10 protein-coding genes are annotated in these 16,494 nt (G+C 59.5%); 6 read left to right on the top strand and 4 right to left on the bottom strand.

Annotated elements, in window-relative coordinates; all coding sequences use genetic code 11:
- Positions 1-353 precede the first annotated feature (353 nt).
- Both AC5RW2_RS03575 and AC5RW2_RS03570 read left to right on the top strand, forming a co-directional pair.
- Complete coding sequence (locus AC5RW2_RS03575) at positions 354-3,056, top strand: GH25 family lysozyme (protein ID WP_493962210.1); 2,703 nt, start codon at positions 354-356, stop codon at positions 3,054-3,056.
- 45 nt (positions 3,057-3,101) lie between these two features.
- Positions 3,102-4,307, top strand: coding sequence for a CDP-glycerol glycerophosphotransferase family protein (locus AC5RW2_RS03570; RefSeq protein ID WP_493962211.1), 1,206 nt, complete (start codon positions 3,102-3,104; stop codon positions 4,305-4,307).
- Here AC5RW2_RS03570 and AC5RW2_RS03565 read toward each other — a convergent pair.
- Positions 4,304-7,462 (bottom strand): CDP-glycerol glycerophosphotransferase family protein, encoded by a 3,159-nt coding sequence (locus AC5RW2_RS03565; protein ID WP_493962212.1) that lies wholly within the window; start codon positions 7,460-7,462, stop codon positions 4,304-4,306. The two genes, AC5RW2_RS03570 and AC5RW2_RS03565, sit on opposite strands and share 4 nt — an antisense overlap.
- 218 nt (positions 7,463-7,680) lie before the next feature.
- Complete coding sequence (locus tag AC5RW2_RS03560) at positions 7,681-9,231, bottom strand: Stealth CR1 domain-containing protein (RefSeq protein ID WP_493962213.1); 1,551 nt, start codon at positions 9,229-9,231, stop codon at positions 7,681-7,683.
- 186 nt (positions 9,232-9,417) lie between these two features.
- On the opposite strand from AC5RW2_RS03560, the gene AC5RW2_RS03555 reads away from it, so the two are divergent.
- Complete coding sequence (locus AC5RW2_RS03555) at positions 9,418-11,508, top strand: acyltransferase family protein (RefSeq protein WP_494073707.1); 2,091 nt, start codon at positions 9,418-9,420, stop codon at positions 11,506-11,508.
- A 67-nt stretch (positions 11,509-11,575) separates the two neighbouring features.
- Here AC5RW2_RS03555 and AC5RW2_RS03550 read toward each other — a convergent pair whose 3' ends face one another.
- On the bottom strand, positions 11,576-12,859 hold the full coding sequence (locus AC5RW2_RS03550; RefSeq protein ID WP_493962214.1) for a polysaccharide pyruvyl transferase family protein: 1,284 nt from the start codon (positions 12,857-12,859) through the stop codon (positions 11,576-11,578).
- 123 nt (positions 12,860-12,982) lie between these two features.
- Positions 12,983-13,444, bottom strand: a complete 462-nt coding sequence (locus AC5RW2_RS03545; RefSeq protein WP_493962215.1) for an FAD synthase family protein — start codon at positions 13,442-13,444, stop codon at positions 12,983-12,985.
- 315 nt (positions 13,445-13,759) lie between these two features.
- Between AC5RW2_RS03545 and AC5RW2_RS03540 the strand changes: the two genes are divergently transcribed.
- The 3 genes from AC5RW2_RS03540 (at position 13,760) to AC5RW2_RS03530 (ending at position 16,411) form a co-directional block, all read left to right on the top strand.
- Entirely contained in the window at positions 13,760-15,439 is a 1,680-nt protein-coding gene (locus AC5RW2_RS03540) for a Stealth CR1 domain-containing protein (RefSeq protein ID WP_493962216.1), read from the top strand.
- 277 nt (positions 15,440-15,716) lie between these two features.
- On the top strand, positions 15,717-16,160 hold the full coding sequence (locus AC5RW2_RS03535; RefSeq protein WP_493962306.1) for a hypothetical protein: 444 nt from the start codon (positions 15,717-15,719) through the stop codon (positions 16,158-16,160).
- Positions 16,070-16,411 carry a GT-D fold domain-containing glycosyltransferase gene (locus tag AC5RW2_RS03530; RefSeq protein ID WP_494073706.1) on the top strand — a complete coding sequence of 114 codons (342 nt, stop codon included), beginning with the start codon at positions 16,070-16,072 and terminating at the stop codon, positions 16,409-16,411. Before AC5RW2_RS03535 ends, AC5RW2_RS03530 begins: the two co-directional genes overlap by 91 nt.
- Positions 16,412-16,494 lie beyond the last annotated feature (83 nt).

Below are 16,494 nucleotides of genomic sequence, written 5' to 3'. Positions count from 1 at the left end.
CTATGACGTTTCGGGCTCAGCCTGCCATTTCTGCGTGGGCCATTAAGGACACAGCTTGAATGATCGGATTTCTCAACTGGCGCTGCTAACGTTCAATTGCAACCTCATCCTTGAGTCAAAGCTTCGGCAATTTTGAACAAACGCTGCGGCTTCTTTGACTGGCCCTTTGTGTTCCCTAGCGTCCGGAGCAATCTATGCCCAGCTTCCGCATCCCCGGAGTTTCCGCCGGCCAGCGCCAACATGCAACAGCCCGCTTGGCCGGTGCCACCGCTCTTGTAATGGCGGTCGGCCTCCTCATGGCCCCGGGTGCGTCCGCACAGGACCTTCGGACGCCGACACCGTATTCCGAGCCTGTGCCGGCGTCCAGAGCCGCCGGGCTGGAATCACTCGGCGCCACCGGACCGGAGCCCACCGACCTCGCAGCTGTGGGTACGCCCGGCAGCGACACCCAGATCGATAACAAAACCGTTCCCACACTTGGAGGCGAGACGCTCCAGCCGGCTGATAGCTCCGAGCCGTCCTCCACTGCGGCCGGAACTGAGGAGCCGACGGCTCAGCCCTCCCCCGAAGCCAGCGAAACCCCCGGGGCAGATGAACCTACATCCCTCGAAGTCCCGATTGATGAGCTAACCCAGGAACAGCTCCTGGAGCTCTTGAAGACGTTACAGGGCGAACACGGCGCTGACATGGGCCGAGGCCTCCAGCAACGCCGGGAACGCGAACAGGAGCTGGAACAGCCGGAAGCGCTGGCAGAACTTGATGCGCAGCTCGAAGTCCTCGACATCGAACGTACCAACGTTGTGGCACCTGCGGCGGTCCCCATGCTTAACCGCAACAAGTGGAGGCCCAGCGGGGTCCAAGGCATGGACGTCAGTAGCCACCAGCCGAACGTCAACTGGAAAACCGAGTGGAACTATGGCGCCCGGTTCGCCTACGTGAAATCGACGGAAGCCCTCTCCTATAAGAACCCGAAGTTTCCCTCCCAGTACGCAGGCTCGTACAACGTCGGCATGATCCGCGGCGCCTACCACTTTGCAATCCCCAATGTGTCCTCGGGCAAGGCGCAGGCCAATTACATGGTGAATAACGGCGGGGGCTGGTCCGCAGACGGGAAAACCCTGCCGCCGCTGCTCGACATCGAATACAACCCGTATCCGGAGCTAGGCAACACCTGCTACGGCATGTCCGCCAAAGCCATGGTCGCCTGGATCAAAGACTTCTCGAACACCATCAAGGCCAGCACGGGCCGGCTGCCGGCCATCTATACCACCGCCGACTGGTGGAACAAGTGCACGGGCAACAGCACCGCGTTTAAGAACCACCCGCTACACGTCGCACACTACACCACCGGTACGCCCTGGCTGCCCGCCGGTTGGAAATCTTACGACATCTGGCAGTACAGCTCCACGGGCCCCTACTCCGGCGACTCGAATGTATGGAGGGGTTCCTACACCGACCTGCAAAACTTCGCCTACAACAGGACCGTCGCCGGCGATTGGACCGAGCGTTATGCCGCACCGGGCGACCTGAACCGGGACGGTAATGGCGACCTGCTCTCTCGCCGGTCGGACGGCTCGCTGTGGTTCTACCCCGGGAACGGCGCCGGCGGTTACAAGGCGCCGTCCCGGATTGGCGGCGGCTGGCAGATCTACAACCTGCTGATCGGCACCGGAGATTACGACGGCGACAACCTCGACGACCTGCTGGCCCGCCAGACTGACGGCTCGCTGTGGCTGTACAAAGGCAAAGGCAATGGGACCTTCCAGGCCCGAGTCCGCATCGGCAGCAGCGGCTGGAACGGGTTCACCGACATCATCGGCACCGGCGATCTCAACGGCGACGGTACCAACGACCTTCTCGCCCGACGGACAGACGGCACGATCTGGCTGTACGCGGCTCCCGGCAACGGCCAGCATGGAACCCGCAGCCAGGTCGGCAGCGGCTGGGGCAGCTACAATAACCTGGTAGCAACTCGGGACTTCAGCGGCGATCGGCGCGTGGATGTCCTGACTTCCAGGGCAGACGGAACCCTTTGGCTGCACACGGGAACCGGCAAGACCGGAACCAGCACCTTCGCGGCCCCTCGCCAAATTGGCTCCTCTGGCTGGGCAGCGTTTGCAGACATTCTTGGCGGCTGGGACAACGACCGCGACAAAAAGAACGATCTAGTCACCATCAGTACCAACGGCTCACTGGGATTCTACAAGGGCACGCAGATGGTCGACTCCGAGGGCTACAGCCCCAGGACGCTTGTCAGCAGCATCTGGAAGCGATTCGACGCGGTGGTGACCCCCGGGGACTTCACCGGCGACGGTCGCAGCGACCTGGTCGGCCGCAAGGCGGACGGGACCCTCTGGCTGTTGCGCGGCACCGGCAAGGGAAGCTATGGCACGCCGGAACGGATCGGGCGCGGCTGGCGGATCTACAGCTCCATCGTGGGCGTCGGCGACTATAACCGGGATGGCAAGAACGACCTCGTTGCCCGTCAAACTGACGGAACCCTGTGGTTCTACGCCGGCACCGGCACAGTCAGCGGATCGAATGAAGGATACAAGCGCCGCGTGAAGATCGGCACCCGCGGGTGGAACCCGTTCAAGGCCCTCGTAGGCACCGGCGACGTCAACCGCGACGGGAAGAACGACCTGCTCGCCGTCAGTCCCAACGGAACCGCATGGCTTTACGCCGGCCCGGGCAACGGCCAGCACGGTTCACGCACGCGCATCGACACTGGCTGGAACTACTCGAAGATTGTCGGCGTCGGCGACTATGACCGCAACGGCACCGTCGACGTAGTGGCTGGCAAATCTGACGGCACTCTTTGGCTGCGGCAGGGCCGCACGGCCAAGACCGCATCCGGCGCGTGGTTCAATGCCGAGCGGAAGATTGGCAGCGGCGGCTGGCAGCAGTACCGGGAAATTCTCGGGCCCGGCGATATAACTTCGGACAATAAGGTGGACCTGCTGGCCACGACCGGCGCCGGCGCCCTCTGGCTCTACCGGGGCAACGCAATGACGAACGACGGCTACGCCAAACGACGCAACGTGGGGAAGCTCTAAGCTAGTCCCGTAGGCCCACCGCCCCTCCCACGTCAGGATTCACTGTTGCCCCTCGCGTCCCGTCTTCAGCCTCTCGTCTCACGGATTACCCGCGAGGCCAAGAGCGTCCTGACCGAACGCAGCGTGCGCCGGCGACTGACCGAGGCCAACCGGGATGCAGGCAACCGGTTTGACTGCGTCTTGTACTTCGCCGACGGCCCGGACAGCGTCTACCAGGTGCGGCAGTGGCTGGCGCCCATGGCGAAACTGGCGGAGCGGCACCGGGTCGCGGTGCTGGTGCATCGACCGACCACGGCCACGGAGCTGCTGCGCGGCTCACCGCTGCCAGTGTTCCTCACCAAAGGCATCGGTGAAGTGGAAGAGTTCATCTACCACGCCAATGTTCGGATGGTGTTCTACGTCAACAACAACCGGGACAATTTCACCGTGCTTCGTCTGCCGGGCCAGGTTCACGTACATCTGAGTCACGGCGAGAGCGACAAGGTGTCCATGATTTCCAATCAATTGAAGGCCTATGACTACGCTTTTATCGCCGGCGCTGCCTCGAGGGAACGGATCCTATCTGCCCTGCATCGCTTTGATGAGTCGCATCTGGTGGAGATAGGACGGCCTCAGCTCGACTTCGCCCCTGACGCGCCCAACAAGCTGAACGACAGTGGGCGCGTCACGGTCCTCTACGCCCCCACGTGGGAGGGCGACCGTTCGGCAATGGCCTATGGCTCGGCGGCAAGCCATGGCAGGAAAATCGTCGCCTCGATCTTGGCGGACCCACACTACCGATTGCTGTTCCGTCCGCATCCGAGGACCGGCAGCAGGCTCGCCTCCCATCGCATGGCCCTGAAAGAGATCAAGAGCATGATCGCGGCTGCCGAGAAGGCGACGCCGGCGGGCCACCGGATCGACACGTCGGCTGACTTCTTTCACGCCATGGCCGAGGCGGACGCCTGCATCTGCGACATCTCAGCCATGGCCATAGATTGGCTTCCTCATGGTAAACCGCTGCTGATGACCAGGCCTTCGGACCCGGAGGCCCACGTGGACCTGCACAGCCTGGCCGCCAAAACTCGCCTCATAGACCAGTCGGAGGCGTCCCGAACGCCAGCACTGCTGGCCGAGGCCACAGGGGCCGGGATCAGCCCCGAGCACCGTGAGCTGATTACCCATTATTTTGGCGATGTCTCGCCGGGCGCGAGCACCGCTCGGTTCGTTGACGCCGTGACAAAAATCCTCTCAGGACGCACGGGACCCTAGGACAACAGGCGGTCCACCACTCGGCTCGCAGCATTGCCGTCATCGTACGGTGCATACTTGGCCACAAACTCCTGCATCCTTAGCGTCCGCTCTGAATCGCTTCGTCGGATCGCGTCCAGAGCGTCGTAGAGTTCTGACTCGGTCCGGACCACCGGGCCGGGGAGGTCGCTGGTGTAGTCCAAATAGAACCCGCGCAGAGTATCCCTATAGTTCTCCAGATCGTGGGCGTAGAAGATCACTGGCCGCTGCAGGATGGCGTAGTCGAAGACGACCGATGAATAATCGGTGATCAACGCGTCGCTGGCAAGATAGATTTCTTGGATCTCAGGGAACTTGGAGACGTCGTACACGCAGTCGCGCACATCTTCCGGTATCCGCAGGGCGTCGCTTACCAACACGTGCATGCGCAGTAGCAGGACTGTGTCTTCGCCGAAACGATCCTTGAAGCTTGTCAGACTGAACGGAAGGTTAAAGTGGAAGCGTCCCGTGCCGGTCGATTGATCATCGCGGAACGTCGGTGCGTAGAGCACTACGCGTTTCCCATCGGGCACGCCTAGTCTGCGCCGGATCGCCGAGGAGCGCCCCGGCACGTGTTCGCCCACTAAAATATCGTTGCGCGGATAGCCCAGTTCAACGATCTCGCCGGAGTAGCGAAACGCGCTCCTGAACGTCTCTGTGGCATAGGGGCTCGGCGAGAGGAGCGTGGTCCACTGCCCCACCCCCTCGTCCACCCGAGAGATATACCCTTGGTCCCGGCCATGGACCGTTTCCAGGTCGTGCACCATCTTTTTCAACGGTGTGCCGTGCCAGGTTTGGATGAAGACCCCGTCCTTGCGGCGCCGGAGGTAATGCGGAAAATTCTGGTTGTTGATCCAGTACTTGGCCTTTGCCAAGTACCAGTAGTAACTCGGCGAGAGCCGCTTGACCACCTTGGTGTGGGGATCAGGTGCTGGCAGCTTGCCTTGATACACCCACACTTTGCGCCGGGTATCCCCCCTACGCACCAGTTCCTCATAAATGTAGCGGGGGCTATCCGCGTACTGTTTTCCAAGTCCCGACTCAAACACCATCAAATCCTCGTCCATCGGCAACCTCGACGCCGCGGTGAAGACCTGCTGCATGACCGGATAGTAGAACCGGCTACGGCGAAACTTGCCCAACACCTTTTCGATGAGTTCCGGGTCAAGGGACTTTTTCCACCGCGGTTCGGCGGGCCGGGCTGCCGTTACAGCCTCAAAAATGCGTCGACAATTGTTGGTGTCCTTCGCCGTAAGGAACCTGTGGGAACGGGCGACGCTCTCCGCGGTCGGGGTGCATCCTCGGGACAGGGTTGACTCAAGGTCTTCCAAAACAGCGGCGCGCCCAAACGCAATCTGTCCCGGCAGTTCCTCGTCTAGGTTTAGATGTGATCCGCGCGGTCCTAGGAACCGCTCGCGATCGAACTGGAAGTAGTGCACCGGCTTCTCCAAGAAGCTGAAGTCAAAACCTACGCTGGAATAGTCCGTCAGCAGGACGGCGCTTTCCTTGAGCAGGTACTGGACGTCGACCTCGCCCTGTGAAATGACGCGCGCCGGAGCACTAGCGAAATGGTGCCGGAATTGCTGCATGTTGGGGTGGAGACAAAAGACTAGTTTGGCCTCGTGTCTGTCAGCTAAAATGCGGAGGCGAGGGTCGTGGAGCAGCGCGTTCCACTCCTGGAAATACTCCGACTCCTCGAACTGGTCCGGACGCTGCAGCCAATCACGCCAGGTCGGAATAATCAGAATCTGGTTCGACCGTACGGGCACGTCGTTAGCGAAAAGTGCATCGAAGCGGGCCAATCCGGTGACCATGACGTTCTTGGCCTTATATCCGAAGTCGCTGACGATGTACTCTTTCTCCCGGTCAGAGCTGACCAGAAAGAGATCGGTGTCGAATCCGGGAGCGTTCTTGCCGTAGTTAGGGACCATCCATTTGGTTCCCATGACGCCGTGCTGAAGGAACACCTTGACGCCAGCCACCGCCCTGCGGAACTGCGGTAGCCAGGTCGGATACAGAAAGTCGGGGTGGTGCGAGCCGATAAACCGCACCGCCCTCAACGCCAACTCGAAATGCTGCTTGGAACGGTACTCCACCACGTGGTCGAGCCCGTCGAGGTTGCGCAGGTCAGGGGACGAGGGATCAATGACGTAATACGCGTCTATCTCAGGGTGCTCCCGGCGCATGTAGCGAAAGAAGTGTAGCCCATTGTCCTGGGCCCTGTAGGGTCTCTCCCCGACCAACCAAACTGGTTTCTGTCTGTTTCCTATCTGCGGCACCCTCGCCTTTAGGGCTTGTCGCTGCAGGAAGTCGAAGGCATCCGTGTCGAGCAGTTCGACGTGGAAAGAGGTGTTCTTGGCCTTAAACGTGTAGTAAGGCGTGATAGCCAGTGTCTTGTCTCCACGTTTTTGCCATCCAGGGCGGGTCAGCTTGCGGGCGAAGTAGCGGGTACGACCCACCCTGGCGCGCTGCGGCTCGGTTCGGTTGACTGCATGGACCTGAAGCCAAGCATCCAGAATCTCGTCGCGCGCCAAATCTTCACTGGTAACGGCGCCAAGGTCCATGCGCGCGTGCACCTTGTACCGGCGCAGTCCGAACTTTCGCCGCGTTGCCTCAGCATCCAGCGAGACTTTGGCTGGCGTCGAATATCGGGTCGCGCTGTCGCGCCCAAGCAACATCAGCTCAACAGCGTCCGCCTCTCCATGGCGGGTGGCCAAGGTGGCCTGAAGGTTGACGGTACCTCCCTTCACGCTGAGGTGATGCACGTAGACCGCATTGTAGGGTTTCAGCGGTTTATTCAATGCCAGCGACATAAGCCCATAGCGGTTGACGTAGGGTTCGATCGTTGCGTCTCCTATGGAGACACTGCGCATCGGGCCGATTACCGTGTCGGCAAATCGGCCGAATGAGGCCCAAGCGGTCATAGTGATCGCACCGGCTAGCGAACCGTTGGCAAGGGCTTCCCGGACTTCGGCTAACGGTCGGGCGTCCCCGGCTTGAACGCCGGTCGGACCGCCCTCGTGGATATTGGTGCTGAATTTAGGTAGGTCGCTGGCCGCAGCTGTGAACTGAACAAAGAGACCCAGGATTTCCCCACCCTCGGTCAACTCAGTTCCAGCATCCACCGCTGCCGACAAGTCGATTTCCGCCCTGTAGCTTCGCGCTCCATCTCGCGGCGCTCTGGGCGTTTCCGTCGCGTTGGCGAGCTTTACCCAATTGCCGCTCGAGTCTCTGCACCATAACGAGGTAGGTCGCAACCGCGCGGCAACGGTGAACCTGGCTTGCAAATCCCTACCCGTTTGGTCAAGCTGCAGGCTGTGAAAATCTTCCCGGGCCGTTGCCCCGCCCGTGCCGGTTATCGCTCGGACGGCAGAAACGGCTCCTTTAATGGTGCGGAATGCTGATTGCATGGCGGTTCGCTCTCAAAGGTACTAGCGACGGGAAAGTATGCGTCCAAGAAGCTACTGGTTAGCGAGTCCACCTTTCGAGTATCGATTCCGGTGCGGTCCACCTCGTTGAGGCAGAATACGTCCGCGTCCCTGCGCCGGAGTAGCCGCAATAGCTTTGCCTGGGCCGACGGGTCGTTGATGTCACAGTAGCGGTAGGAAAGCTTTCCGGGAACAGCCGCACCAATGGCGTAGCCATAGTAGTGGGCCAGCGACGACGCAACGGAGAGGTCGGAGGGATCCCTGAATTTGCTCCGCTGTGTCCGCAACAGGTCCTGTGAATGTTCCTGTTCCAATCGGAGCAACGTGCTAACCCTCTGGGGATGGGCAGCATGCTGAAACTTGCGCTCCACGGTCCTGCCGAAGGCCGTCTCCAGCAAAGCGCGGTTGTTCTTGGCCGCGCTGTCCACGGGTAAATCTTCTGCCGAACGCGGCGAGAAATCTACTGTCTGTTCAGACAGGAAAAACTTCGCGAGCCCGTTGCCGTGGAAGAACAACTCGGGTCTTACCGGCCGGCCGAAGAACACGTCGTCGTTCATATAAAGGAAGTGTTCGTTCAGCCCGTCAATGTGGTGCAACTGCGACTCGATAGCGTGTGAATTAAAAGTTGGCAATGCTGTGGTGTCGGCGAAGATGTCCCGGTGGTCCACCACTGTGATCCGGCGGTTGGAGGTATCAAGCCAGTGCGGCGTTTGCCCGTCCGTCACCAGATAGACGTGGTTGACCCATGGAGCAAAGTAGTCCAGCGACCTGAGCGAGTAGCGCAGTTCGTCACGCGAGGCAAAGCGCGCTTCGTTGACTGCTGTTTTGTTTAGCCGCGTGGAATCGTACCGGGTTTCCGCCCTCGCCTTGCTCTGCCGCCACTGTGCGTCACTACCATCCACCCAGGTGTAAACCACATCGATCGGGAAGTCGACGGAGGTCATCATCTTCATCTTTGCTAGCCCGGTCCCACGCGGCAAAAGCGTCACACCAGCGTGAGGACCGCCCAGTTTCCTACCGCCGTGCCCGACTGCTTCGAAGATTACTGACTCCGCCGGCGGCCACTGGCCAGTCACGGGCTTAGTCTCGCCATTGGACTGAAAAAAGAATGGCCGCGTTCCGGCCGCAGCGACAATGGCTTTTGCTGCCGAAGACCACTGCTCTTGAGGCACACCTACCACGGTGGGCATTCCGGCTTCGGTGCGCAGCACAGAGTGCTGCACCTTCGCCTGTGCCATGGCGTCGAGAACGACGGCGGAAGCTGCCGCCGTCGCACCGTGTGCGGAAAACCGTTGCACGCAGCGAGTGCCCGCGTTTGAGGATACCGGAGACGCTGGCCCGGGAACCCCGCGAACCGGAATGTTGAGTGCCTGCAGCATTTCCCGGGGAGCAGCGCCGCCGCTGAGCGCACGGAATGCTGCACGGATAAAGCTCAGCGGAACAATCGCCGCCACGCGGCCCTTGAGTCCGACGCGCATGGGCTCCTCTCCCGCAGCGTTCCCGCTGCTACACGGCCAATGGTACCGCCAGTGTTAGGCGCCACGACTGGTTAGCTTAGCAACGCACCTGCGGAATTCCTGCAGAGTGCTGCTGGCACCTCGTACTCCAAAGAACCAGTTCGATAGACTGTCGGCTGTCACTACGACGCACCCTCCAGGAGCAACATCATCGCTGTAGCAGCGTCTCCCAGAACCACCTCAGCGAAGACTATCGATAAGGCGCTTCGGCTGGATATCCAGGGGCTACGGGCCATAGCCGTGGCCCTGGTGGTCGCCTACCACCTCTGGCCTGAACGGTTAACCGGTGGGTTCGTCGGAGTGGACGTGTTCTTCGTCATTTCTGGGTTTCTCATCACCTCCCACTTAGTCAAACGGCCTCCCTCGGACTGGCACGGTCTCGCAATTTTTTGGGCACGTCGGATCCGTCGCCTCCTGCCGGCGGCGTTCGTGGTGCTTGCTGCGACCGCTGTCGCCTCCAGGCTGGTGGCCCCGCCTACGCAATGGGGGTCGATCGCTAAGGAGATCATTTCCTCTGCACTGTATGTGCAGAACTGGGCGCTGGCCGGGAGTTCGGTGGACTACCTGGCGGCTGAAAACGCCCCTACCCCTACCCAGCATTTCTGGTCCTTGTCCGTAGAGGAGCAGTTCTACGTCTTTTGGCCGGTCCTCGTATTCGCGGTCTTCTGGCTCGCAGGCAAACGGCAACTGAAGGCACGCCGCCTGCTCTTCGGAGCAATGGCCGCAGTCGTGGTCCTTTCCTTGGTCTTCTCCATCACCGCCACCGCTTCTGAACCTGGCAGTGCCTATTTCATCACTCCCACACGAATGTGGGAGCTGGGCTTCGGCGGCCTCGTGGCTCTGGCAGCGCCCGCCCTAATGCAACGCGTGCCTGAGCCCGCCCGGGCTGCCTTGGCTTGGATCGGTGTTGCGGCGATCGCGGGTGCGGGCGGATTTTACACAGGGTCCACCCCCTTCCCGGGGTACACCGCACTGCTCCCGGTAGTCGGGACGGCGCTGGTGATCTTCGCCAGTGCCGAAGGCAGGCTTTCCCCCACTGCTTTGATGCGGAACCGCCCGGTTCAATGGCTCGGCGACGTTTCGTACTCGGTTTACCTGTGGCACTGGCCCTTGATCGTCCTGCTGCCATACGTAAGCGGCGGAAAGCTGGGCTGGCTGGACAAATCGCTGATCCTTGCTGCGACGCTGGTGCTTGCAGGGCTAAGCAAGACCTTGATTGAGGATCGCTTCCGGTTCCCGGCACGCCGCAAGGGCTTGGTGCCTACATACCGGATCGCGGCAGTGGGGATGGTATTGCTCACCGCGATGGGCAGCGCGCAGTTGCTGGAGGTCAATTACCGCAACTCCCAAGCTGAACAGCAGCTCGCTGCCATGGTGAACAATGGCGATCCGTGCTTCGGCGCCGCCGCCATCGCCAAGGGCTTTGACGAGTGCGTACCTGACCCTAAGGCGCCGGTAGTTCCGGAGCCCGCGCTGGCCAAAGACGACAAGTCCGACGCCTACGCCGATGGCTGCTGGTCAAATGAACCGTTTACTGGGCGCCCCGTGTGCACTTACGGCGACGGTCCGACCAAAGTAGCGCTGGTCGGAAACTCCCATGCCGGGCAATGGCTCCCGGCGCTGCAGGTCCTGGCCGAACGGAACGGGTGGACGATCTCCACGTACCTGGTCTCACGATGCAATCCAACATCGGCGCCGCTGCAGTTTGACACCGAGCAAAAGACGATAAATTGCGCCGCCTATGGTGAGTGGGTGATGGATCAGACTTCCGGCGATGCGTTCGATCTGGTCATCACGTCGGAACGCCAGTCCGTTCCGGTCCAGGGAGGGTCGTGGGCAAATACCGAAGAAGCTGCCATTGACGGCTACAAGGAATACCTCTCCCGCTGGGCGGACAGCGGGACCAACGTTCTGGTGATTAAGGACCCGCCACTCCCCGGCAACACCATCGATTCGATTCCGGACTGCCTCGCCGAAAACTCGGGCAGTCCGCAAAAGTGTTCGGGCACCCCCAAAGCGTGGCATTGGATGGACCCAGTCACCACCGCTGCCATAGAACTGGACCGCTCCACGATCAATGCCGTGGACATGGACAAGTACTTTTGCGCCAACGATGTGTGCCCGGCCGTAATCGGTTCAGTTGTCACCTACTTCGATGCCTCGCACATCACTGCCACTTACGCCCGAACGCTCGCCCCGTACTTGGAACACTCGATCCTCAAGGCGCTGAAGATCTGAATGACGGCGGAGACTCTCAGATTGCCATGAGGTTTAGTAGGAAGCGGATACCCATGGGCAAAGAGGTCTACGTCCGGGACGGCCTCCCACTCCTTAAAGTTCGCACATAATTCATTAGGCGACGGCGCTGTTGCTGGCGCCCCAAAGCCTTGCCGTGGAGCGCGTCGTGCGGGTAGGCATCCCAGAGCATATCGAGATCTACCTTCATGGCAGGCACCGTCGCGCGTCGAGCGGCGGCAGCTAGGGCACTCGCAGAGAGTTCATCGGCAGGCAGAATGACGCGACTGATGGAATCTTCATCAAGGGTCGAGAAAAAGTCCTCGAACTTGAACTGGTCGCCGGCCAGTTTCTCGCCCTCGATCTGAAGCCAAGTCCATGGAACTTTATAAGCTTGAGCCACGATCAAACCGTGCAGGGAGGTAGCCACCACATGTGACGACGAGGCGATATCGGTCACGACACGTTCCGCCTGCCGTTCTACATCAATAATCGACATGTGTGACTCGAGCCCGAGTGGCAGCAGCGCCTTGTGCTTGTAGTGCGGTAGAAACGCTGGTTTTTCCATCTCGGCTCTGGTTGACGGCTGGAAAATCCGAGGCAGCAATAGGGCAGGATCTCCGAATACTTCCGGGGCGTCCCAGCCCAATCCGGCTTCAAGTTCATGCAAGGTTAAACGGCCGCGGACCGCCGCTATGCGGGCTGGTTTGCGGGCTCGAAGACGCTGTACAGTGCTGCTGCGCAGGGGCGCGAGCAGCCCGGACCCCCATATGTTATAACCCGGCCGCTCCAGCATGTTGATCACCGACCCCACGGACATGATGGCGCCCGGGTGAGCCAAAGTCCCTCGCACGTTGACGGGGTTCTTGCCCGTCATTGAAGAGACGAGCCACGGTCCTATGAGATCGCCAAAATTGACTCGCCCATCCCACCAGAATGCCGGAACCTCATCTCGCTTAAGCCACGGGGTCCTGGCCTCAACCCTGTCCCATCCTGCCTCTCGGACAAAGGATGAAATGATCTTGTCTGTTTCTGAGGCGATCTGTTCCAAATTGGAACCATGTCTCCACGCCTTAAGTCGGTGCTTGCCACCGTCCCCGTCGGTGCACCATTCCATGTTGGCCAACAACGATCGTACGAGGGTTCGGGCGGTGTGAGTTCGGCCGAAGAGCAGGAGGTGGATTTCGTCGGACTCCAAGAAAAGGTCGAAAGCGACGCTATCCCCGTAGAGGGAGACGTCGAGCGCCACGCGGTCTTCCGATTGTCGTCGCAGGCGCACGTGGCCTGCGACAGGCGTGCTTCGCAGAGCCAGGAAAAGGTCGTCCAGTGAAGGTGCTTTGGCCGACACCGTCATCACATTTCCTCACACGGTCGCATGGCAACCACTGTAGGACTCGGCCCAACGCTGATGCCTCGCGACACGCGCGCTAAAGTGGCAGCTCCTCGATTGCGGCTGAGGATCCGAGAGAACGAGCTGCTAGGACAGCTCCTTGACGATCTGGCTGATGCTATCCAAAGTCCGCTTCAGCTCCTCAACGTGGCGCTCATCGAAGGCACTCAACACCCGCTTCATCTCAGTTGTGGAGATGCCGGAGGTCCGAGGCAGGTAGACCACCTCTACCTTGTCCTCCAAATCGTCGAACTTGCCCTTCCAGTCCTCGCCGATGCCAAAAACGTTCGCACCGTACTTCTCGATGTCGGTCCGCTTTTGCTCCCAGTTGTTCTCCGGGATGGCTTCCGAGACGTAGCGGATGGAGCGTACTATCTCTATTCGCTGTTCGAACGGCACTACGGGTTTCTTGCCCTTTAGAGCATTGAACTCGTCGGTGGACACACCGACGATCAACCGATCCCCCAGTGCACTGAGGCGCTTGAGGATGTTGAGGTGCCCAATATGAAAGAGATCGAAGGTGCCGTACGTCAGTACTGTCTTGCCCAAAGTGATCCTTGTCTCGGTGAGATGAGGCGGAACTAGGCTCCATTCTAAACAGCTCAGTTCATCCGCTGTTAGGCAGGAAGCGGTCAAAAGTTAGCCTGCTAGCATTGACTGCTGAACTCCGGTACGCCAGACCTCGAAAATCCGAGTCAGACGAGCGAAGGGACAACCTAAGGAAACCATGTTCTTCAGTGGGAAATACGCGATGCGGTCGCAGGAAACCGCAAAGAAGCACCAAGGCCAAGACCCCGCGGCAACTGGCATGGCCGCTCCTACAACCCCACCCAAAACACGATGAGTTCCCCCAACACTCAAACCTTGCGAAAGATCATCCGCAAGTCTGGAGTTACCCGCACCTTGCGTGGTGCGCTCGGGCCAGAGGCATACCGGCATTTCCGCAAATCAGTCTCTGGAATCGCCTCCTCTGTCATCGACCGGCGCATACCTCGTCAACGAATGATCGCAGAGAAGCGATTGCTGAAGCTTGATGACACCTTGTACCGTTCCGATGGTGCCCTCAGGCGGCCTCTCGGTTCCAGAATGCCTGATCACGTCCGAAAGCATCACCTCGATTTGGTATCAGGTGCACTTTCCTCTGCCGGCATTGAGTGGTCCGTGGTCAGGAACGATTCCCGCTCTAGGTACACGATTGCAGTGCAGGAGTCCGACCGCGTCAAGGTCATCGGTGCGCTCAGCCGTGGGCTGCGGGACCACGCTGTTTATGTTCAGGACACCAGCGAACTAGTGACTGACAGACGACTGCACTTGGCAGGAAGTCTCAGCCAGATCGACATGTCGCAGAGCGCCAAAGTTCTTAGATTCGCTTCCTTCTTTGAAGACCGCAAGTCGAAGTTCCGGACCGCTATGGGCTATGGCTGCGACGTCGAGTTTTGGGAACGAGACAGCTTGAATCCGGCGAATATGCTCACACCGCGACGAAACTCTGCGGCTCAGCTTATTACCGTCAACGAGCTCCGTCCGGAAACCGTAACGATCGGCGGCGATGACTACCCGACGTACTCGATCTTCAACCAGCGCATGCTCGACGACATCACATTTCCCATCGACGCGGTCTACACCTGGGTCGATGGTGATGATCCCGAGTGGGTCGAATCAAAACGGCGGCTGGAGGCGAAGCTGCAAGGGGTCGAGTATCATGAGGAGGCCAATCATGCGGCCCGTTTCCGATCCCGTGACGAGTTGAAGTACTCACTACGTTCACTCGAGATGTACGCTCCGTGGTTCAGGAAGGTTTTCCTCGTCACCAATGGACAGAAGCCGTCATGGCTCAACGTAGACCACCCCAACATCGAACTGGTCACGCATGACGACATTTACGACGACAAATCATGCCTGCCTACGTTTAATAGTAACTCGATTATCTCACGCCTGCATCACATCCCGGGCCTTAGCGAACACTACGTCTATATCAACGACGACGTCTTTTTCGGCCGGCCGGTCTCACCCGATCAGTTCTTCTTGCCTAGTGGGCTGGCTAAGGTATCTCCCGCTAACAATCGTCGGCCGTTTGGCGAACCAAACGTGCTGGATGAGCCACACATCAATCTGACACGCAACATGCGCACTCTCCTACAGAATGAATTCGGAATTACTGTGTCGAGAGCCATTAAGCACACTCCGCATCCGCAATTGAGAAGCGTCCATGTCGAAATGGAGAAGCGCTTCGAGAAGCAGTTTCGCCAAACGTGGGCGAGCCATTTTCGCCATCATGACGACATCGTGGCAGATCAACTTTTTCACTACTATGCACAAATTACTGGAAAAGCAGTGCCAGCGAGTCTGCGTTATCACTATATTAATGTGCTGGACGACTCGTACACTGCAGTCCTGCGATCCACGTTGACCTATCGCGATAGAGACACTTTTTGCATGAACGATGCGCCGGTCTTCGGCGCGAGTCCAATCAGTGACCATGACATAAATAAATTTTTGGACAATTATTTTCCCATAGCTAGTTCGTTTGAAGTTGAATCATAAAATGATATCAATGCAGATTCATTGGGAGGCAACATTTGGCACACCCTAGACGTCCATAAGGAGACCCTGGGTGCTTAGATATCAATGTGCGTTAGGTGACGGCTGCTTCGCTGTGTGATGCGGCTAATTCGGCCCTTCGCATTTAGGCATGGTTAGCAGGTCCGTTCGATAGGGGCGGTCGCCGCCGGCCGAGAGCAGCATACGGGCTCTTGGTGGTTGGTGGGGAATTGAGTTCGTGTTGTCAAAGACCAAGGGGCCCGTGGCCCTGCTGGGATGAGTGTGTCTAGCATTCAACCTGGAACAGGACCACGAGCCTACCGGGGTCGCAGCCGACGGTGCCACCATCCTCTTCAACCTGCCCAACTACCATGTCATCTCCACCACCGCGATCGATGCCCGGCCGCAGGTCATCGTCGAGACTTACGAACTGCCGGGCTACCCGAGCTGTGGGGTCATTTCCGCCCGGCGGAAGAAACGCCGGCTGCAGCGACTGAGGGAAATTTCAGTCGCTGAGCCGGTGGAGGTGTTCTGGTCGAAATACCGCTGGTACTGCAAGGAGACGGCGTGCGAGAGATTGTCGTTCTTCGAATCCCGCTGCAGGTCCCGCGCCGTGCCCGCTCCACGAGCCGCGTGGCGATCCGTGTGGTCAGAACACGATGCTCTACTCATTGCCGGGGAAGGATCTCGGTTCAGTATGGTCGACGACCTATCGGCTCTCTGAACAGCATCCAGCGCGTTGACGCTCCGCCGACAGACGCCTACACAGAGGGTGACCGAATCGAGCATGAAGTTTTTGAAGCAAATCCCGACCTAGTTCTGGCCGCTCTTGGGCCTGCCGGAACCGTTTTGGCTCATCGGCTAGCTAGGCGAGGTATTCAGACGCTCGATATTGGACATATATCCGCGGTGTGGGAGCAAGTTTTCAGAGGTGCGGTGTCTCCGGAACTTCGTCCTGTGGCATCCAGCTCCTAGCTGTCCTCTCCGGTCTGGTGCCGAGTCAGTCGACTAGCCCGGAAATTTCATCCAGGTTGGGGTGCAGGAGGCTCTTCGTGGCT

The sequence above is a fragment of the Arthrobacter sp. B0316-1-20 genome, from assembly GCF_059091865.1.
The sequence above is the reverse complement of the archived record's forward strand: the minus strand, read 5'-3'. Positions and strand labels throughout refer to the sequence as shown.

Excerpts from the sequence above, each read along its gene's own strand:
- AC5RW2_RS03560 (WP_493962213.1), bottom strand. The coding sequence starts at position 9,231 with ATGCGCGTCGGACTCAAGGGCCGCGTGGCGGCGATTGTTCCGCTGAGC.
- AC5RW2_RS03550 (WP_493962214.1), bottom strand. The coding sequence starts at position 12,859 with ATGACGGTGTCGGCCAAAGCACCTTCACTGGACGACCTTTTCCTGGCT.